15 protein-coding genes are annotated in these 17816 nt (G+C 55.3%); 8 read left to right on the top strand and 7 right to left on the bottom strand.

What is annotated here, in order from left to right:
- Positions 1-216 precede the first annotated feature (216 nt).
- Positions 217-1248: an OmpA family protein gene (locus tag NH398_RS00075; RefSeq protein WP_366069829.1), complete on the bottom strand. Its 1032-nt coding sequence runs from the start codon at positions 1246-1248 to the stop codon at positions 217-219.
- A gap of 161 nt (positions 1249-1409) precedes the next feature.
- Here NH398_RS00075 and NH398_RS00070 point away from each other — a divergent pair, with 161 nt between their 5' ends.
- The 3 genes from NH398_RS00070 (at position 1410) to NH398_RS00060 (ending at position 3618) form a co-directional block, all read left to right on the top strand.
- Positions 1410-2135: a hypothetical protein gene (locus tag NH398_RS00070; RefSeq protein ID WP_253015649.1), complete on the top strand. Its 726-nt coding sequence runs from the start codon at positions 1410-1412 to the stop codon at positions 2133-2135.
- A gap of 5 nt (positions 2136-2140) precedes the next feature.
- Positions 2141-2725 (top strand): FlgO family outer membrane protein, encoded by a 585-nt coding sequence (locus NH398_RS00065; protein ID WP_253015647.1) that lies wholly within the window; start codon positions 2141-2143, stop codon positions 2723-2725.
- 80 nt (positions 2726-2805) lie between these two features.
- Positions 2806-3618 carry a glycosyltransferase gene (locus NH398_RS00060; RefSeq protein ID WP_253015645.1) on the top strand — a complete coding sequence of 271 codons (813 nt, stop codon included), beginning with the start codon at positions 2806-2808 and terminating at the stop codon, positions 3616-3618.
- Positions 3619-3689: 71 nt separating this feature from the next.
- Here the strand turns inward: NH398_RS00060 and glyA are convergent, their stop codons facing one another.
- The gene (glyA, locus tag NH398_RS00055) at positions 3690-4955 is read right to left on the bottom strand and encodes a serine hydroxymethyltransferase (protein WP_159342727.1); all 1266 of its coding nucleotides are present in this window, start codon (positions 4953-4955) and stop codon (positions 3690-3692) included.
- A 156-nt stretch (positions 4956-5111) separates the two neighbouring features.
- Positions 5112-6515 (bottom strand): hypothetical protein, encoded by a 1404-nt coding sequence (locus NH398_RS00050; protein ID WP_253015643.1) that lies wholly within the window; start codon positions 6513-6515, stop codon positions 5112-5114.
- A gap of 160 nt (positions 6516-6675) precedes the next feature.
- Here NH398_RS00050 and NH398_RS00045 point away from each other — a divergent pair, with 160 nt between their 5' ends.
- Entirely contained in the window at positions 6676-6936 is a 261-nt protein-coding gene (locus NH398_RS00045) for a DUF4258 domain-containing protein (protein WP_290441352.1), read from the top strand.
- Positions 6933-7124 carry a DUF2283 domain-containing protein gene (locus NH398_RS00040; protein WP_058577243.1) on the top strand — a complete coding sequence of 64 codons (192 nt, stop codon included), beginning with the start codon at positions 6933-6935 and terminating at the stop codon, positions 7122-7124. The genes NH398_RS00045 and NH398_RS00040 overlap by 4 nt, the downstream gene beginning before the upstream one ends.
- 67 nt (positions 7125-7191) lie before the next feature.
- On the opposite strand, the gene NH398_RS00035 is transcribed toward NH398_RS00040, so the two are convergent.
- Positions 7192-9756 carry an FtsX-like permease family protein gene (locus tag NH398_RS00035; RefSeq protein WP_253015641.1) on the bottom strand — a complete coding sequence of 855 codons (2565 nt, stop codon included), beginning with the start codon at positions 9754-9756 and terminating at the stop codon, positions 7192-7194.
- The gene (locus tag NH398_RS00030) at positions 9749-10564 is read right to left on the bottom strand and encodes an ABC transporter ATP-binding protein (RefSeq protein WP_253015640.1); all 816 of its coding nucleotides are present in this window, start codon (positions 10562-10564) and stop codon (positions 9749-9751) included. Before NH398_RS00030 ends, NH398_RS00035 begins: the two co-directional genes overlap by 8 nt.
- A 100-nt stretch (positions 10565-10664) precedes the next feature.
- Here NH398_RS00030 and NH398_RS00025 point away from each other — a divergent pair, with 100 nt between their 5' ends.
- The 3 genes from NH398_RS00025 to NH398_RS00015 all read left to right on the top strand — a co-directional run bounded on the left by NH398_RS00025 (position 10665) and on the right by NH398_RS00015 (position 14015).
- On the top strand, positions 10665-11285 hold the full coding sequence (locus tag NH398_RS00025; RefSeq protein WP_253016526.1) for an arylesterase: 621 nt from the start codon (positions 10665-10667) through the stop codon (positions 11283-11285).
- 104 nt (positions 11286-11389) lie between these two features.
- Entirely contained in the window at positions 11390-12094 is a 705-nt protein-coding gene (locus NH398_RS00020; RefSeq protein ID WP_159342733.1) for a transglutaminase-like cysteine peptidase, read from the top strand.
- 13 nt (positions 12095-12107) lie between these two features.
- Entirely contained in the window at positions 12108-14015 is a 1908-nt protein-coding gene (locus NH398_RS00015) for an EAL domain-containing protein (protein ID WP_253015639.1), read from the top strand.
- 60 nt (positions 14016-14075) lie between these two features.
- On the opposite strand, the gene NH398_RS00010 is transcribed toward NH398_RS00015, so the two are convergent.
- Both NH398_RS00010 and NH398_RS00005 read right to left on the bottom strand, forming a co-directional pair.
- A complete protein-coding gene (locus NH398_RS00010) occupies positions 14076-14399 on the bottom strand; it encodes a hypothetical protein (protein ID WP_044630740.1) in 324 nt (107 codons plus the stop codon).
- A 103-nt stretch (positions 14400-14502) separates the two neighbouring features.
- A partial coding sequence (locus tag NH398_RS00005; protein WP_253015638.1) for an immunoglobulin-like domain-containing protein occupies positions 14503-17816 on the bottom strand: 3314 nt, incomplete at its 5' end.

The raw sequence follows: 17816 nt of genomic DNA, 5'->3' as shown, positions 1-17816 counted from the left end.
GCACCAGTACAGTGCGGGAAGAGGCCCGTAATAAAACGGCGCCGGAAGACATCTGCAAAAAAATTGCACAAAGCCTTGGCAAACGCTCACAAATAGCTATACTCGAATTGTACCCACTGACAACCTTGTACACCCCCTCACCTGATGTCAGTGGGCTGCAGTGAGCCAAGCCCTTTCATGCCCGCCTCCCCCGGCGGGCTTTTTTTGACCACACTGCTACTCCACGTGAATCACTACCTCGACGCGGCGATTGCGTGCCCGCCCTTCTGCCGTGCTGTTATCTTCCAACGGCTGCGTCGCCGCTAGCCCCACGGCCCGCAGCCGCTCTGGCGCAACACCGGCCGCTTCCAAGGCTTCGACAATGGCAATCGCACGGGCGCTAGAGAGCGCCCAGTTCGAGGAGAACTCTGGGGTATTAATGGTCTGGCTATCGGAGTGGCCCTCAACCCACACTTCACCGTCATAGCGCTGAATCGTCTCCAGCAGGCTACCTACCAGCGATGAGCCGCCTTGTGTCAGCTCTGCCGTCGCCGAGGGGAAAAGCAGCCTGTCCTGCACGCGTAGGCTGATCCCTTCGGCCACCCGGGAGACTTCGACACCCTCCAAGTTGGGCAAGTAGGGGGACGCCTCTACCCGCTCGGCCAAGTTTTCCGTGAGTGCTAGAGCGCTACTGATGGCCCCGTCGCTGATCTCTTGTACATTCACGGGGGGGCGATCCGTGAGAAGTACCATGTAATCCGCCAAGGGAAGCGGCGCTGGCGGATCCTCTTCCTGCACCAGAGGCGTGGGCAGCCTCGGCGTTGACGACGAAGGTGCAGACGCCAACGCGGCTTGCAGGGTGTCGGTGACCGACACTACCCGCGCAGGCTCTGATGGTGATGCAGAGTTCACCGCCTCTTCCGGCAACGCCAGTAACGGCGGCACGCTGGGCACCACCTCGGCCTGCGGGGGCAGCCCTGCCACGCCCAAGGCGGCGCTGATCGCCATGGGGCTGAGCTCACCTGGCACCACCACTGGCATTGGGGAGCGCGGTGGACGACGCTCATCCAGTAAGGCAGGCAGCGGCACTTCCAGCGGTGTCGCCAAGCCTGTGCTCGTGTCCACTTCCGCGTCATCGGGGGTCCAGTCGGGGCTTGTGACTCCGGCAGCCGCAATAATGATGACGAATAGGGCGACCAGCAGCGTCATAATGTCGATATAGCTGATCATCCAGCCGCTGTTGCTATCGTCCTCAGGATACGTCGACATTAGGGAGTCATGACGTGGGCCGCTGCGGTGGTCCTCAAGCATGGGAGTGATTACTCATTCAAGTTTCTAACCTCGTGGCCGATCTATGCTAAGCATGGCAAACTAGTCTATCAAAAAGCCGATTAGTAGCGATAAGGAACTACCAGGTGCGCACTCGTCCTATGTCACACCCCATTGTCGATTTTTTACGCCCCGTTGGCCTGGGACTTGCGAGCCTGATGCTCAGCGGCTGTTTTTACGCCAGCACTTCTCAGGCCCCCATTGCCACAACATACCCCTATACGGAACAGCAAAAAATGCAGGCCGCCCAGCACTGGGAAGTGCTTGCTCAGCATGAAGCCGCCGGCATCCTATCCAGCGAGCGGGTGCGCTTTCGTGACCTACACATTGCGGCGCCGGAACATGAGCAGTACGGCTCATATTACAGCGGCGGGGAATTCGAGCGTGGTTTTAGAACACTGTTGACCAGCGAGCTAGTATCCGGTGGTGGCAGCGTGACGACTCAGCCTCGCGCTAACGGCGCCACCATCCAAATCGACGTGGAAGTGGTCGAACACCGGGATCGCGGCTATACGCGCCCCCCCTTCGGCGCTTACACCGCCTTGGCGAGTGGCATCGCGGTGGCCAGTATCCCGTTGGGCAACTGGAGCGAGCCAGCATTGGCACTCATTCCGGCGGCCATGGTGGCCGACACTACCAACGGTAGCTGGACAGCCAAGGGTAATGAAGAAATCATCATCACCACTCAGATAGTGGAACAGGATCAAATCCTCTACTCTTCCTCCAATATCTATTACATTAATTCGGGTGATCGTCGCCAATATGCCCCGCACCGGGTCCCTAGAACTCCCACGACCCCGACCGTCTCTATCACTGATACTTGGTAATGTTTATGTCTTTACGTTCGATTTTTGCATTAACGTCGGTGCGCCTGTTTCGCACTGACGTTTTGGCTGCACTTTGCATGACGTTACTGCTGACGGGCTGCGCTAACTTGGGCAACAACGCTCAGCCTCAAGAACCAGAACCTGACCTGTCAGAGCTAGCCCATGAAGCGGCAGAGAAGATGGTGATGAACAACCCCGACTTGACCCGCTACAGCCCGATGATTGCGGCCACCTTTGTCAGTATCGACAACCTCAGCCAATCCTCGACCTTTGGTCGGATCAGTTCTGAGATCATGGCCTCGGCCCTGGCCCAACAGGGGATGCAGGTTCGCGAAGTCAAAATGCGCGATAGCATGTTTATCGAAGAGAGCGTGGGGGAGTTGATTCTATCCCGCCAAGTTCAGCGGCTAAGCTCTCAGCACAATGCACGTTCTATCCTAATGGGTACCTATGCCCAAGGTCAGGACTATTTATACGTGAGCGCTCGTGTCGTTCGCGCTGGCGATGCCATGGTACTGGGAAGTGCAGACTTCCAATTGCCATTGGATAATAATATGCGCAGCCTGTTAGAGGCTCAGGGCGGCTGGTAATACCCCGCTCTCACACTACTGACGTACTGAAAGCCTAGCCAACACGCTAGGCTTTTCATTTGCTCATCGAAAGGACGACCATGTCTTCACGTCGCCGTACCCGCCAGCCCCATATCGTGGCCGTCAGCCGGGTGATCAAACTGTTGGCCAACATTACGAAAGTATTGAGCTATGGATTTCACGCCCTCTTTCCCAACAAGCGTTTTACGCTGCCAGAACGCGCAGCCCCCTGGCTGCCCGCCAAGCAAAAGACCGTCATCCCTCGTATTATTTGGCAAACCAACTTTACCAATAAGGTGACGCTGCCGGTTTATCTCAATTATCTTTTCAATCGTCTGATGGCGCCGCGCTTTGAGTATCGTTTCATGATCACCCAAGCGCGCCAGGACTTCATTAAACAAAACTTCGATCCTGCGTGGCTCGAGAGCTACGATAAATTGCAGATTGGTGCCGCTCAGGCCGATTTTTGGCGACTATTGGCGCTTTATCAACATGGTGGCGTTTACCTGGACATCGACGCCCATGCCATATGGCCATTAGGCCGGGTAGTACCCGCAGATATCGACGAGTTGTATGTGACGACCCGCAAAGGAGAACTAAGCAACTACTTTATTGCCAGTCGTCCCGGTAACCCCAACCTGCTTAAATTGATTGAGCAGGTGCATCACAACATCGTAGAGAATCAGCTTACTAACGTGTTTGAGCTGACGGGGCCGGGCGTTTTCATCAAGCTATTGGATCAAGCTCACGTGCCCACGGTCTCCTACCGTCATGCTTGTAACCAAGGCAGCTTTACCAATGAACACTTCCAATATATTGATAAGAAAGCGGGCAAGTGGACCAAGGAACAGCAAAAGGTGAGCATCATTCGCCAAGACTCGCCCAAGCCCTAGTTAACTCCCCTCAAATAAAAAGCGCTAGCCCAAAGGGCTAGCGCTTTTTTCACACGCGGGTAACGCCGTGTTTATTTATACACCGGGAAACGCCCACAGACGTCAGCGACTTTATCGAGCACTTGGGCTTCGACGCTGCTGGTGTCTTCGCCTTTGGCCAGTACATCGAGGATATCGCAAATCCAGCCTGCCAGCTGCGCGCACTCCTCTTCACCAAAGCCGCGCGTGGTGACGGCCGGGGTGCCGATACGCAGGCCTGAGGTAACAAACGGGCTTTGCGGGTCGTTCGGTACAGCGTTTTTGTTGACGGTGATGTGGGCGCGGCCAAGGGCAGCATCCGCATCTTTACCGGTCACGCCCTGCTTGATCAGTGATAGCAGGAACAGGTGGTCTTCCGTACCACCGGATACGATGTCGTAACCGCGGTCGATAAAGACTTTCGCCATGGCTTGGGCGTTCTTAACCACCTGTTGCTGGTAAGTTTTGAACTCGGGCTCCATCGCTTCTTTGAAGCAGATCGCTTTGGCAGCAATGACGTGCATCAGCGGGCCGCCCTGGCCACCGGGGAAGACCGCCGACTGCAGCTTCTTCTCGATATCCGGGTTGTTCTCTGCCGAGAGAATCACGCCGCTACGCGGGCCGCGCAGGGTTTTGTGCGTCGTGGACGTGACCACATGGGCGTGGGGCAGCGGGCTGGGGTAAACGCCAGCAGCGACCAAGCCAGAAACGTGCGCCATATCCACCAGCAAGTAAGCGCCTACTTCGTCAGCGATTTCACGGAATTTCGCCCAGTCCACAATTTGTGAGTAGGCAGAGAAACCGGCGATGATCATCTTCGGCTTGTGCTCACGGGCCAGTTCAGCGACTTGGTCGTAATCGATCAGGCCTTGCTCATTCAGGCCGTACTGAATGGCGTTGTAGTGCTTGCCAGAGAAGTTGGGCTTGGCCCCGTGAGTCAGGTGGCCGCCCGCGTCCAGGCTCATACCGAGGATGGTGTCGCCCGGCGTGACCAGCGCTTGGAAAACGGCGCTGTTGGCTTGCGAGCCAGAGTGCGGCTGCACGTTGACGTAGGTCGCACCGAACAGCTGCTTGGCGTAGTCGATGGCCAGGTTTTCAGCGATATCGACAAACTCACAGCCGCCGTAGTAGCGCTTGCCTGGGTAGCCTTCGGCGTATTTGTTGGTCAGCTGGCTGCCTTGCGCTTCGAGTACGCGGGGGCTGGCGTAGTTTTCGGAAGCAATCAGTTCGATGTGGGCTTCTTGGCGTGCCACTTCTTTTTGCATGGCATCAAACAGCGCATCATCGAATCCGGCAATTGTCATATCGCGGCTGAACATCGGCGGGAACCTCGTTACGAAAGGATCATCATGGAGAAGCGAGGCGGCTATCATACCGCAGGCGGACGCGACTTTCATCGCATCCGCGTCAGGTCTTACATGAGCATGTTTCATGTTGCCAGCCGCCCCTCAAACCTGACCGACCGGACAACCACGCTACTTCAACTCAAAAGTGAAGGTGAGCCGCTCGCTGCTTCCCATGGGGTTGAGTATGAATTGATTGAGCATAAACGGATTGGGTAGCTCGACATCGACGGTGAGGGATTGGGCGTGGCCTGCCATGATATCCACCATACCGACCATCAGCTTCGTGATTTGCGGGCCAAGTAATGGCCCTAACTGCTGCGCCTGCGCCCAGGCTTGAGAGATCGCCTGCTCTTCGCTGATCCCCTCTTGAGCAGCCAGTTCAGTGGCCATGCGCGGTAGCATACCTTCATCGCGATATGCCACGGACACATGACCGCCGTACAGCGTCGCCGCTTCAAACAGGGCGGGGTTTTGTGTGGCCTGTTCTAAGGTGGCCCCTTTGGGCAGGCTGATGGGCACATCCATGGAGAACTCCAGGCCACCGGCTCCGTCCAGCTGCAAATACCCTTCCGAGGTGAGGCGGTTGCGGTGGCTCGGTTCATTAGAGGGTGACTCCTGCCACTGGGAGGCACTTTGACCCTCGGCACTTAAACGCCCGGTACCGCCCGTCAACACACGGTTCAAGGCTTGTAGCTCTTCACGCTCGGTGGGGGGCACTAGATGGATTAACTCGCCCAGATCAAATTCCGCGCCGCTAAAGCCCGCTTCGCCCACGTAGCTGTTGCCTTTTACCCAAGCGTTATCCAGTAATACGCTCCACTGCTCGCCGGTTAAACTGAAACCGTGCAATTCGGCATGCTTAAGGCTCTCTTCTCCGGGGCGGTCGAGCCCTTCCAACGCTTCAATGCGCATATCCCCTAATGCCAACGTCCCGGAGATGCCGTTAGCGAGGTCGTTGAGTTCGCCGCTAACCCCTTGCAGCGCAATGAGACCAACGGCACTGCTGCTCGCGTCTTCTAGCTCTAGGGAATCGATGGAGAGAACACCGGCTAGTGCTTGGCTCTCAAGCTCAGCGGCTAGCTCATCTGCCAGGCTGCCCTCTAGCCGGAAGGTAATATCGCTCAGGCTGAGTGCGTTGATGATGCTACCTTCCGCTTCGAAGGCTTCTAACATGGGAACGGCAGCGCCAGGCTCTCGTAGTACCAGCTCACCCACGGTCAACACCGGCGAGTCAAACCCCAATTCAGTCATACTGATGCCATCTAGAGTAATCGATGCTGGTTGTGCGTAACGACCATCCACGCGGTAACGATCAATCGAGAGCAAATCACCGTTGGCGTAGGTAATCGCCACATCTTCCGCCACGTAGCTGTTGTCTTCTTCCACAAGCTGCCCGATAACCATACTAGCGCCATCGCTTGCCAGCTCTGCTTGTAAATCGGCCTCTAGCTGTTGCAGCGACGCCTGCGCGGCTCCCGCCACTAGCCAAAGCGATACCCCTGCAGCGCCCCACTTCATCACCTTCACCTGCATGACACGACCTCCCTGTTGAAGGGTTTTAGCATATCACCAAGCTGCAGCACCGCCATCTCGATTTGAGGTGTAGATGGGCGAGGGTTCGGACATACGAGTTATGCTATTCTCACCAAATTAGTGATGTGCGGACAATGAATCTTAACTTGAGCATCTAGGTATGTTTTGCAGACGTTTTGAACGCCAAGTACATATCACTCGCCACGCGCGAGAACGAATGCTTGAGCGCAACATTAGCGAAGGACAATTGATCGAGTTACTCGAAACGGGCGATACCCGCTTTAAAGATGACACTCGACTCTGGATTGCGAAAGCATTTCCTAAGCGCACCGATAATCTCGTGTGTGCGGCGGTCGTGTTAGAAGATTTGTTAGTGGTAAAGACGGTAATGCATCATTTTGACTGGGAGGCCATGCCATGAGAACCACTTACGATGAGGCTGATGATATCCTGGTGCTCCACCTTTCTGAGAAACCGATTGCTAGAGAGGTCTCTCAAGATTGGAACACCCACATTAGCTACGCTGATGACAATACCATCGTCGAAATTGTAGTTCTTGAAGCTTCAAAACAAGGCGCTTGGCCGCTATTGAAAAGCTATGCTGCATGATAATAAAGGGTGGCTCTTGCATAGGAAAGGCGGCTAGAGATAGCCGCCTTTTTTATTGCTGGTAGGTTTATGCTTCGCCTAATAACCCCAAACTTGCCGCTGGGGCTTGCCTACGTAGGCTGTAGGAGAGCGCGTGACCGATGAGACCTATCAGCAGCGCGCCGCCAATGGGGAGCGTTAGCCAAAGGCCGATATGCAGGCGCGGGGTTAAGTCGAGCCAGTAGAGGTAGAGCGCGGCGGTGGCGAGCTCTGCAAGCACCGCCCCTAGCAGGCCGCTGGCGAACCCAAGCAAGGCATATTCAGCCCCCTGTACGCGGGAGATCATCCGGTTGCCTGCACCAAACACCCGCAGCAGGCCACTCTCGTGGGCGCGTACCGGGCGGCTGGCGGTGAGCGCGGCGTAGAGCACACTCACGCCCGCCAACAGCACCAGGATTAGCACAAGCTCCACCGCGCGAGTCACTTGGGTCAATACATCGCGCACCTGCCCTAGGATGGCATCCACGTTGAGCAGCGAAACGCCGGGGAAGTCGCTAACCAGCTCGCGCACCAAGGCCTGCTCTTCGTCTGGCAGATGGAAAGCGGTGATGAAGCTATGGCCGAACGATTCCAGCACGCCGGGCGGGAAGATTACGAAGAAGTTCGGGTTGAAGCTGTCCCAATTCAGGCTGCGCAGGCTTTCGATGCGTGTCGTGATGCTGTCGCTGCCCACGGCGAACGTGATTTCGTCTCCCAATCCCAAACCAAGACGCTCAGCCAAACCATCCTCTACCGAAATGGGAACAGTTTCTGAGTCGCTCGAAGGCGTCGCGTCCACTTCGCTCATCCAGCCTTCTGGCTCACTGGCGGGTGTGAACCACTGCCCTGCCACCACTTGATTGCCTTCGGGCAGTTCGGATTGCCACGTCAGGTTAAGTTCACGGCGCAGCGAGTTATCGCCTCGGGCATCGGCGGGAACCGCATCTCTGGGCGCTTGTCCGTTAATTTCGGTAATACGCCCACGCACCATGGGGTAAAGGGTGCTTTGGGTATCGACCCGAGGTGCCACCGCTTGCTCGAACGCGTCCCGCTCGCCGGGCTGAATGTTGATGGCAAAGTAGTTGGGGGTGTCTTCTGGGAGCTGATCTTGCCAAGTAGTGAGCAGATCCCCACGCACCAGGACGATCATCGCCATGGCAAAAAACGTGACCGAGAAAGCTAATAGCTGGCCAAGCCCCGCCTGCTTGCGGCGGGCCAACTGACGCCCGCCCAAGCGAAATGCCTGAACCCACTCGCCGCCGCCCTTAAGGCGCTGCACAGCGCGAAGCAAACCATTCAGCAATAAAGAACTCACGCCCCACAGCAGCGCCAGTAACGCCGAGCCCCCCACCAGAAGCGCCAAGGCCAGAGGGAAGCTGCCTGAATAGAGCCACAGCAGGCCGCCAAACACGATACTGGCAACGCCAACCACCAGCCAAGCGGCGGGCGGTAGCGGGTCCAGCTCTCGCCGCAGGACTTTAAGCGCGCTTACCTGCTTGATACGCAGCAGCGTTGGCCCTGCAAACCCCACCAGCACCGCCAGCGCGGTGAAGATACCGAGCCACAGCGGCATAATACCAGGGGGTGGCAGCGTCATGGGCAGAAAGCTGGTCAATAGCCACAACAGCACCGCTTGGCCGACCAAGCCCAGCAGCGCACCAATGAGGGAGGCCATTAATGCCAGCCCAATGAGTTGCAGGCTGAAAACTGTCACAAGCTGATACTGGCTGGCCCCAAAGCAGCGCAGCAGCGCAGCGGTATCCAGGTGACGCTCTACGTAGCGGCGGGTCGACATAGCAACCGCCACCCCAGCCAACAGCACCGCTGCTAACCCGGCAAGGCCTAAGTAGCTTTCCGCACGTTGCAGGGCGTTACCCAACTGCGGGCGGTCTACCCGCACATCACGCACCTCTACCCCATCACGCCGTAGCTGTGCCAATAAGCTCTGCACTTGCTCTAACGCGGCGGGCGGCCCGGCAGCCAGCAGTTCAAACTCAATGCGTGACCCTGGCTGTACCAACCCAGTAGCTTCAAGGTCAGCGGTATTGAGCATCAAGCGCGGGTTGAAGTTACCAAAACCGGCAGACTGGTCCGCTTCGCGCTCGATAATCCCGCTAATGGTCAGCTCCGTTTGCCCCACCTGCACGCGGTCGCCAATCTCGATATCGATCAGCTCGGCTAACCGTGGGTCTACCCAGGCTTCTCCCGCAGGTGGGCCAGAGGCGATTTGCTCGACGCCGCTGCCCCTGTCTACATGAGAAACACCATAGTGCGGATAAACGTCATCTACCGCTTTGAGACTGGCGGGCTGGAAGCGCTCGCCCTGGCTGATCATAGAGACCAGATCCACTTGGTCGCTCAGCGTAAAACCCGCCTGCTCTAGGGTATTGCGCAGCTCTTCTGGGAAAGGGTCGCGCTGTTCGAGCACTAAATCGCCACCCAGCATCTGCCCGGCTTGGCGCTCAAGGCCTCGCTCTAACCGGTCAAGAAAGAAGGCAATCATGGTGGACGCGGCCACCGCCAGTACCAGCGCGACGAACAGCGCCCGCACATCCGCCGCGCGCAGGTCGCGCTTGAGACTTCGCGCTGCTAATCGCCAGTTGATATCACTCATCGCCTTCCTCGCTGTTGGCTGGAATGGGCTCGAACGGGACGAGCTGGCCGTTGGTCAGGCGCAGGCAGCGGTCGCAGCGGCGCGCTAAGGCGTGGTCGTGGGTAACGAGAATCAGCGTTGTGCCCGCTTCTTTATTCAGCGTGAAAAGCAGGTCGATGATCTGCGCCCCGGTATCCGGGTCCAGGTTGCCAGTCGGCTCGTCGGCAAACACCAGCTCAGGGTCGGTCACGAAGGCACGCGCAATGGCGACTCGCTGCTGTTCGCCGCCAGAGAGCTGTTTGGGCTGGTGGGAAATACGCTCGCCAAGCCCTACACGCTCCAACCACTGCTGGGCGGTACGTGTTTCTCCGGCGCGGGGCGAAAGCTCCAACGGCAGCAGCACGTTTTCCAGCGCATTGAGCGTCGGCAGCAGTTGAAAGTTCTGGAACACAAACCCTACTCGCCCTGCCCGCAATGCCGCGCGGCCATCCTCATCCAAGCGGCTCAGCGCATGGCCAAAGAGTGTCAACTCACCGTCGCTGGGCGTATCCAACCCGGCCAACAGGCCCAGCAGCGTGGATTTACCCGCGCCGCTTTTGCCTAAAATGGCAACGCTCTCTCCCGACGCTACGCTTAACGACAGGTCGTGTAAGATGGTTAGCGTGCGTTCACCGCTGGTCACTCGTTTGGCCAGCTTTTCCGCATGTAGCACGGGCTGACGAACGGCTTCTTCGGGAACCTTCGGGATAGCGGAGGGGTCGGTGTTGGGCGAGCGCGATGGTGCATCTTCGGTCGAGGTATAGGATGTTGGGTCAGAGGAGTAAGACATGAAACGTGGATTCCCTTTAGCAATTCAAAAACTGTTTATCCAGACACTGGCCCTTCAGCGGGGGCAATCGGCCGCCCGCCGTGGTGTATTTAGCGCCGCCATGCTGATCATGTGCTTGGGTGCTGCCCCTTTATACGCCAATACTTCTGAAGAGCACCTACCAACGCTCCTTGTGATGGGTGACAGCTTGAGCGCGGCATATGGTATTGAGCAAGAGCAGGGTTGGGTCGCGTTGCTAGCAGAGCGCCTTGAGGGTGAGGCGCAAGTGGTGAATGCCAGCATCAGCGGCGAGACCACCTCAGGCGGTGCTCAGCGATTTTCCGATATTATCGGACAGCGTGAGCCGGATATCGTTCTGTTAGAACTGGGCGGCAACGATGGCCTGCGCGGTTTACCACCCGCCCAAATGCGCGCCAATCTCGCCACCATGATCGAGCAAAGCCAGCAAGCAGGCGCAGAGGTGCTGCTGTTGGGTATCGATATTCCGCCTAATTACGGTCAAGCCTACCGCGATGCCTTCACCGGGGTCTATCACTCTCTGGCGGAGGAGTACGACCTCTCGCTCGTGCCCTTCTTGCTGGAAGATATCGCCCTCAATCAACAACTGATGCAAAGCGATGGCATTCACCCCACGGCAGACGCTCAGCCGATCATTCTCGACAACGTTTGGCCAGCGCTTGAACCGCTGTTGGAAGAGTCTCAACAAGTAGCGGCTGAATAAGAGGCTCACCCCATCACCGTTGATACTTTCTTCTGAGGAGATATAGCGCTTTTTTGCCTTAGCTTGTAGTCTTAAGCGATATTTGACCAACGCTAATGGCGTCCATGTCTACTTCCTCCTCCCGCCCGCCTTCCACCTTGTCGCGTCGGCAGTTTTTAGCCACTGCTGGCGCGTTGCTGTTGGGGGCCAAGCTGGGTATTTCGCCCTCCTCTGCCGTAGCCTTCAATCCCCAACAGCTGCGGCAAAGCATGCAGCAACTTTATGGACAAGGCGGTCTCAACGTCTTAGAAGAGTGGTTTGCATTGCTGGAGCGCTTACGTGGCCAGGACGTGCAAGCTCAGCTTCGCGATGTGAACGACTTTTTCAATCGCCGTGTGCGCTGGGTAGAAGATATCCGCGTGTGGGGAGAAGAGGACTTTTGGGCAACGCCCTTAGAAGCATTGGGTAAAGGGCAAGGCGACTGTGAGGATTACTCCATCGCTAAATACATCACCCTGAAGCAGTTGGGTGTGCCGGGGGAACGTTTGCGTATGATCTACGTTCGCGCCCGCATTGGGCGTAGCCAAATCACCCAGGCTCACATGGTGCTAGGCTACTACTCGACTCCCAATGCCGAACCGCTGGTACTGGACAACATTGCACCCTCCATTTCACCGGCTTCTCAGCGCAATGATTTAGACCCCGTCTTCAGCTTTAACAGCGACGGCCTTTGGGCAGGCGGTGGCTCGGAATCTCGTGCCGACCCGCTGGCACGGCTGTCGCGCTGGCGTAGCGTGATCGGGCGGATGCAATCACAAGGATTCATTTAAGAGGACTGGCGCTATGTCGCTGATTAAACAGCTTTGGCTGGCCATTATTGCGCTCTTGCTGTTGTCGTTTGTCGGCAGCTTGGCGATCAGTATTACCAGCAGCCGTGACTATATCGAGCAGGAAGTGCGCATCAAAAACGAAGACAATGCCACGACTCTGGCGCTCTCCATGAGCCAGCTCGACAAAGATTTAGTGATTTTAGAGCTGCTGATCTCGGCGCAGTTCGATACCGGTTACTACCGCTCAATCATTCTGCGCGATGCCGAAGGCGAAGTGTTGGTTGAGCGCCGCGCCGGTGAGTACAGCGGCGACGTTCCGGCTTGGTTCCGCAGCCTAGTGCAGTTCGATGTACCCACCGGCACCGCGACGATTCAAGATGGCTGGCGGCAGTTTGGCACGCTAGAGCTGGAGAGCCAGCACAGCTACGCCTATGCCTCTTTGTGGCGCAGTATGTTGGAACTCGCCGGCTGGTTTGTATTAGCTGGGGCGATTAGCTTAGCGATTGCCACCGTGATGGTGCGAGGCATCAAACATCCGCTGGTACGTGTCGTCGCTCAGGCAAAGGATATCAGCGCGCGACGTTTTACTACCATTCAGGAGCCCCGCACCTTAGAGCTGCGTGAAGTCGCTCAAGCGATGAACGTGCTGTCCGCTAACGTACGCCAAATGCTCAGCCAAGAGAGCCAAAAGCTCGATGAACTGCGCCGCCATTTGCAGCATGACCGCGTCACAGGGGCTTTGAACCGTGAGGTGCTCATGGGCAGGCTGGCCTCGCTATTAGGTAGCGACGATGCCCGCGCCACAGGCCTGATGGTGATGGTACGCGTGCAAGCCCTAGAGAGTTTGAACGACCAGCTAGGCCACCAAGCGACCGACCAGTTGCTCAGCACACTGGTCATGGAGCTGTCCGCCTTGGAAACCAGCGCCGATGAAGCCCTGATTGGGCGCTTAAACGGCAGCGATTTCCTGCTCATGCTGCCATTAGAGGAGGCGCCCGATTCACTGCTTCCGCGTTTGCAACAAGCGCTGGACAACACGACGACGAGCGCTCCAGACGCCGACGTACGCTTAGCCACCGCTATCGTGGCGTATCATCCGGACGACGAGCGCGGCCCGCTACTGGCCACTTTGGACGATGCCTTGGCCGAGGCAGAAAGCGACAGCAGTGCGACCAATATCGCCCTACGCCAACGGGAACAAGGCTCCCTATTTGGTAACCATAACGAATGGCGGACGGCACTCACCGTGGCCATTGCCCAAGGCCCGCAGCTTGCCTACTTCCCCGTGGTCGACGCACAGAACCGTGTTCTACACTACGAATGCCCGGCACGCCTTGAGCTAGCTAACGCATGGCAAACGGCAGGCCTGTTCATTCCTTGGGTGACCCGTTTTGCCCTCGAGCCCGCGCTGGATATTGCCGTCGTCAAACAGGCCCTGGTTCAGTTAGAAGCCAATCCAGAGCAAAGTATCGGTGTCAACCTCTCGATTGCGTCGATCAACAATGCGCAATTCGTCAACGAGCTGCGTTTGCTGCTAGAGAAGCAGCCGTCTCTCGCCAGCAAGCTCTGCTTCGAGGTGCCTGCTACACTGACAGCGCATTCCATTGGAAGTCTGCGCGGGCTGTGCAGCGCACTGCGGCCTCTGGGCTGCCAGTTTGGTATTGAGCATGTGGGCGCTGAATTCACTAAGTTGGCCGACTTACACGATGTAGGACTTGCCTACCTCAAGGTAGATAGCAGCTTGATTCGCGATATTCATGTCTCGAATGAGCAGCAAACCATCGTGCGCGGCATGGCCACGCTGTGCCACTCGCTAGGGATTCAGGTGATTGCCGAAGGAGTCTCAACCTCTGAAGAGCTAGAAAGCCTGTTCCGCACAGGTGTGGATGGGGCGACGGGACCAGGCGTGCGCTTGAGCTAATCGCTCAAGCCTACCTTTAGTACGGTGATTCAGGTAAACCATGACGCGGCATTGGCCGCGTCAGATAATCCCGCCATCATCACTAATCAAATTCACATCGTTCTTAGCACGAAGCGACTTACGCTCCATCACCTTGCTCTGAGCGGCAGCGGGCAAATCGGTAAAGCTGAGCACGCCCTTCTCTAGCAGCACTTCCAGCATATCTTCTACGACCCGCACAAACGCTAGATCCGACGCGATCATTTGCGCCGACTGCCCCGTTTGCTGTGCCAGAAAGGCAAATACCTCTGGCGAATCCGCCGCGATGGTGTCATTACACTCAGGCGAGGGCTCTTTGCTGAGCATCACAATCTCTCCACGGGCATTACGTTTGATGTAGAGCATAGTGGCTTCCCTTGTAAGTAAACGCGCTCATTGGTTGCGAAATGTAAATCTTAATGAGAGACAACAAGGCCGCCCGGAGGCGGCCTTTAGGCTGGGTTAGAGATTACTGGTCGATTTTGAGCTGATCGTTATTCAACATATGCTGAATAACATCTTGGGCGCTTCCACCACCGAAGTCAGAGAAACTCTTTCCTTCCAAGCGAACCACTTGGTCTGCGTTCTCTTTATCACCAGCCAAATTACCATCCGAGCTAATGTACAGAACTGTGTCAGCTCCTTCCTCTTCCGCAACGATGTACGTGCTCAAATCAGCAGCATTCTCTTCGTTTTGGAGCAACTCAGAGATATCCAACACGTCCCCCGCGCTCGCATTAAAATCCATGACGGTGTCGTTGGCAGGCTGATCAGTAGAGCCTTGATCATTAAGCTCCCACTTAAAGGTATCTGCGCCAAGCCCGCCTATTAAGATATCGTCACCCTGACCTCCAATCAGAGTGTCATTGCCACCTTTAACAGGGTCCGGATCTACCAAGCTCTCATAGTTATCCTTGATGTAGTTGTAGATATCATCCGATGTGGGTGCACGACCTAAATCGTCTTCTAGGAAGGCTTTCAAAGCCTTCAAGCCAGACCCCTCGGGAAGCTCTGATGGATCGCGCCCCTCCCATGTCAAATTATCAGTGAAGATAGCATCCCCAAAGATAATATCATCACCATCACCACCACGAAGTATGTCATCTCCGACGTCTGCCTGCTCAAGCTCAGTAGACCCTTGATTCAGCGCAACAGAGAGTTCATCCGCTGTATTAACGATTTGTGGCTGGCCTATGGCTGCTGTTACTAACACTGGTGAAACTAAACTGATTTCATCCACATACATTGTTGCATTGGAATTATTATTACTCCTATCATCTACTGAGTAGACCAGCCTATAGTCACCCGCACTAAGATCATCAATGACGATTGTAGAACCGCTAGTTCTACTCAGACTACTATTAACAAGCGAGCTCCAAGAGCCCCCATCCAATTTTTGAAGCTGATAGCCAAACACATCACTTGAGTTACTAGCAGTGAAGTAAGCAAACCGTATCTGGCTACCATCAGCTGCTACGTTAAACTGATCGCTCGTGACAGAAAAGCCACCCTGATTTCTAGAATCTGAAATTTGTAGATAGCCTTGATCAACCACAAAGCGGCCATTGCTACCTGCACCAGACCAGTTCGATGCCTTATCAAGCACATCGTTACTGCCGCTAAAATCTGCCAAACTAGCAGACTCAGTAAAACTAACAGCTCCCTGGCCCAAGCTATTAGTATTATCAAAGAAGTTAAGATACTCCTCATTCACTCCGTTGCCGATGCCTACTCCGAACACCTTAGTACCACTTGTTTGTACTAGTGATTCATAGGCTTCGATAGAGGCACGCAACACATCTGCTGTGGTGGAATTACCAGTTCCTTGATCATTTGACCCGAAGTAGGTGGGATCCCCGTCTGTCAAAAAGAAGGTTAAATTCTCATATCCTGGCTTCGCATCACTTCCGCCAAACCACTGTTTAGCATTATCGAATGCTGCAGAATAATTTGTACCACCATTGGCACTTAACGCATCAATTGCATCTGTCAAACTCTTAAGAAGATCGCCATTTTGCAGATCTTTAACAGATGCTTTAATGGACGTTTGACTGCTACCGGCAAAGGGTATCAATGCAATATTGATTACACCGGAATGCCCTGCAAGCTCAGTAACAAGCTGTGAAAGTGCCTGTTTAGCTAGTTCCATCCGAGTTAAACCTGCCGTTCCAGAAGCATTCCCCATACTTCCAGAGACGTCTACGATGAGTGCGATATTATAATTACCACCCGGTTCAACCGTCACTTTCGCTCCACCCACATCACCAATGATGACGTCGTTACCAGAGCCACCTTGGATTACACCACTATTTGGCTCTTGTGGGTTAGGCGTATTATGAGCAGGCGGTGTGTCTTGGCTACCATCATCATCTAGGTTACTGCCGACAACCAGCAGGCCTTTGTAAAGGGTGATACTTGCTGGCACAGCCACTGATTCAAAATTACCATTCACCTCGAGCACTGTTGCTGTCAGATCGCCACTACCATCCGCATTCACAGATAGCGTTCCCTTTCCATTACGATCAAGGTTAACTAAATATTGTGTGCCACCCACTTCTACCAATGCTGTGGGGAAGGTGTATTCAAAATCATACTGACTAACATCAGGCGGATTGGATGTCTGTATATCAAAGACGACATCAGAAGGACCATCAATCGTAGCCGCATCTTCAGACAGCACTTCTTTATACTTGATAGCATGTATCAAATAGTCATCATCATGACCAACGGCCGTAAACTCTGCACGGGTGAAGAGCAAGCCACTTCCCGGCTCGAATGTGTAAGCGTTATCCACTCTATCCGAGCCACCAGGTGCATGTTCTGTTTTAGTGACATTCCCCTGGGCATCATAATAAGTCACCAGGGCATCTGTTGAACTTCCACCACCTGACACAATGGCCCAACCAAGGGAATTCTCCTCGTCGTCAAAGAAGTCTACGCGCGCCTTTTCAGCATTGTTTCGCCATGCAAACTGAACGTCAAAAGATTTTACTTGGTTGTTAAAATCAACCGTAATCTTCTCACTCTGGCCATTTCCAACATAGCCAAGCTCGCTGCTAGCACCACCACCCGAGGAAGAACCCACAACACCAAAACCATCATGGTCGGTTCCCGTGACCTTGGATATCTGTCCAACGTCACCGTTACCCTTATAGGCAGTCACAGTAAAGCTACTGGTCGTATCAACATTACCTACGTTAATTTCCGATGTTTTGGTGACAATCGCACTGATACTGACAGTCGTCGTATCGATTGTATCGTTCACTGTAACGGTAGCTTTATCACTGATATCTAAGCTCTCAAAGTCATGATTGCCTGAATCAATCACCGAGACTTCATAGCTTTCGCTATCTAGATATACATCATCACCCTGAACAGCAAATGCACTTGAGGTGCTTTCTGTTGCTCCCGAAGCAAAGGTAATGGTCGCTCCATTACTTAATGTAACTGTGAACTCCTTACCTGCTGGATGGCTTAATGTGGCACTAATCGTAGCCGTGCCGGTGCCTTCGTTCACAACCACGTCAGATAAAGTGAGCTTAGTAATATCAATGCTATCGGTGATGGTGCCGGTGGCGCTGTCACCGTCGGTGCCGTTGGTGACCAGCGCGTTGGCGCTGGTGGCGGTCAGGGTGACGATCTCGTCGCCTTCGGTGACGGCGTCGTCCAGGACGCTAACGCGCACTTGGACGGGGCTGCCGTCGGCGGGCACGGTGATTTCACCGTTGGCGCCCACGGCCACCCACTCACCGGCGGCGTTTTGGTATTCCAGGTTGCTGTAGT

Origin of the sequence: Halomonas sp. CnH100-B (assembly GCF_024124605.1) — a bacterium.
Classification (GTDB): Bacteria; Pseudomonadota; Gammaproteobacteria; order Pseudomonadales; family Halomonadaceae; genus Vreelandella.
Note: the sequence above shows the minus strand (reverse complement) of the source record. Positions and strands in the feature narration are given on the sequence as shown.

Coding starts and splice junctions, on each gene's coding strand:
- NH398_RS00075 (WP_366069829.1), bottom strand. CDS start 1,248: ATGTCGACGTATCCTGAGGACGATAGCAACAGCGGCTGGATGATCAGC.
- NH398_RS00070 (WP_253015649.1), top strand. CDS start 1,410: ATGTCACACCCCATTGTCGATTTTTTACGCCCCGTTGGCCTGGGACTT.
- NH398_RS00065 (WP_253015647.1), top strand. CDS start 2,141: ATGTCTTTACGTTCGATTTTTGCATTAACGTCGGTGCGCCTGTTTCGC.
- NH398_RS00060 (WP_253015645.1), top strand. CDS start 2,806: ATGTCTTCACGTCGCCGTACCCGCCAGCCCCATATCGTGGCCGTCAGC.
- glyA (WP_159342727.1), bottom strand. CDS start 4,955: ATGTTCAGCCGCGATATGACAATTGCCGGATTCGATGATGCGCTGTTT.
- NH398_RS00050 (WP_253015643.1), bottom strand. CDS start 6,515: ATGCAGGTGAAGGTGATGAAGTGGGGCGCTGCAGGGGTATCGCTTTGG.
- NH398_RS00045 (WP_290441352.1), top strand. CDS start 6,676: ATGTTTTGCAGACGTTTTGAACGCCAAGTACATATCACTCGCCACGCG.
- NH398_RS00040 (WP_058577243.1), top strand. CDS start 6,933: ATGAGAACCACTTACGATGAGGCTGATGATATCCTGGTGCTCCACCTT.
- NH398_RS00035 (WP_253015641.1), bottom strand. CDS start 9,756: ATGAGTGATATCAACTGGCGATTAGCAGCGCGAAGTCTCAAGCGCGAC.
- NH398_RS00030 (WP_253015640.1), bottom strand. CDS start 10,564: ATGTCTTACTCCTCTGACCCAACATCCTATACCTCGACCGAAGATGCA.
- NH398_RS00025 (WP_253016526.1), top strand. CDS start 10,665: ATGCTGATCATGTGCTTGGGTGCTGCCCCTTTATACGCCAATACTTCT.
- NH398_RS00020 (WP_159342733.1), top strand. CDS start 11,390: ATGTCTACTTCCTCCTCCCGCCCGCCTTCCACCTTGTCGCGTCGGCAG.
- NH398_RS00015 (WP_253015639.1), top strand. CDS start 12,108: ATGTCGCTGATTAAACAGCTTTGGCTGGCCATTATTGCGCTCTTGCTG.
- NH398_RS00010 (WP_044630740.1), bottom strand. CDS start 14,399: ATGCTCTACATCAAACGTAATGCCCGTGGAGAGATTGTGATGCTCAGC.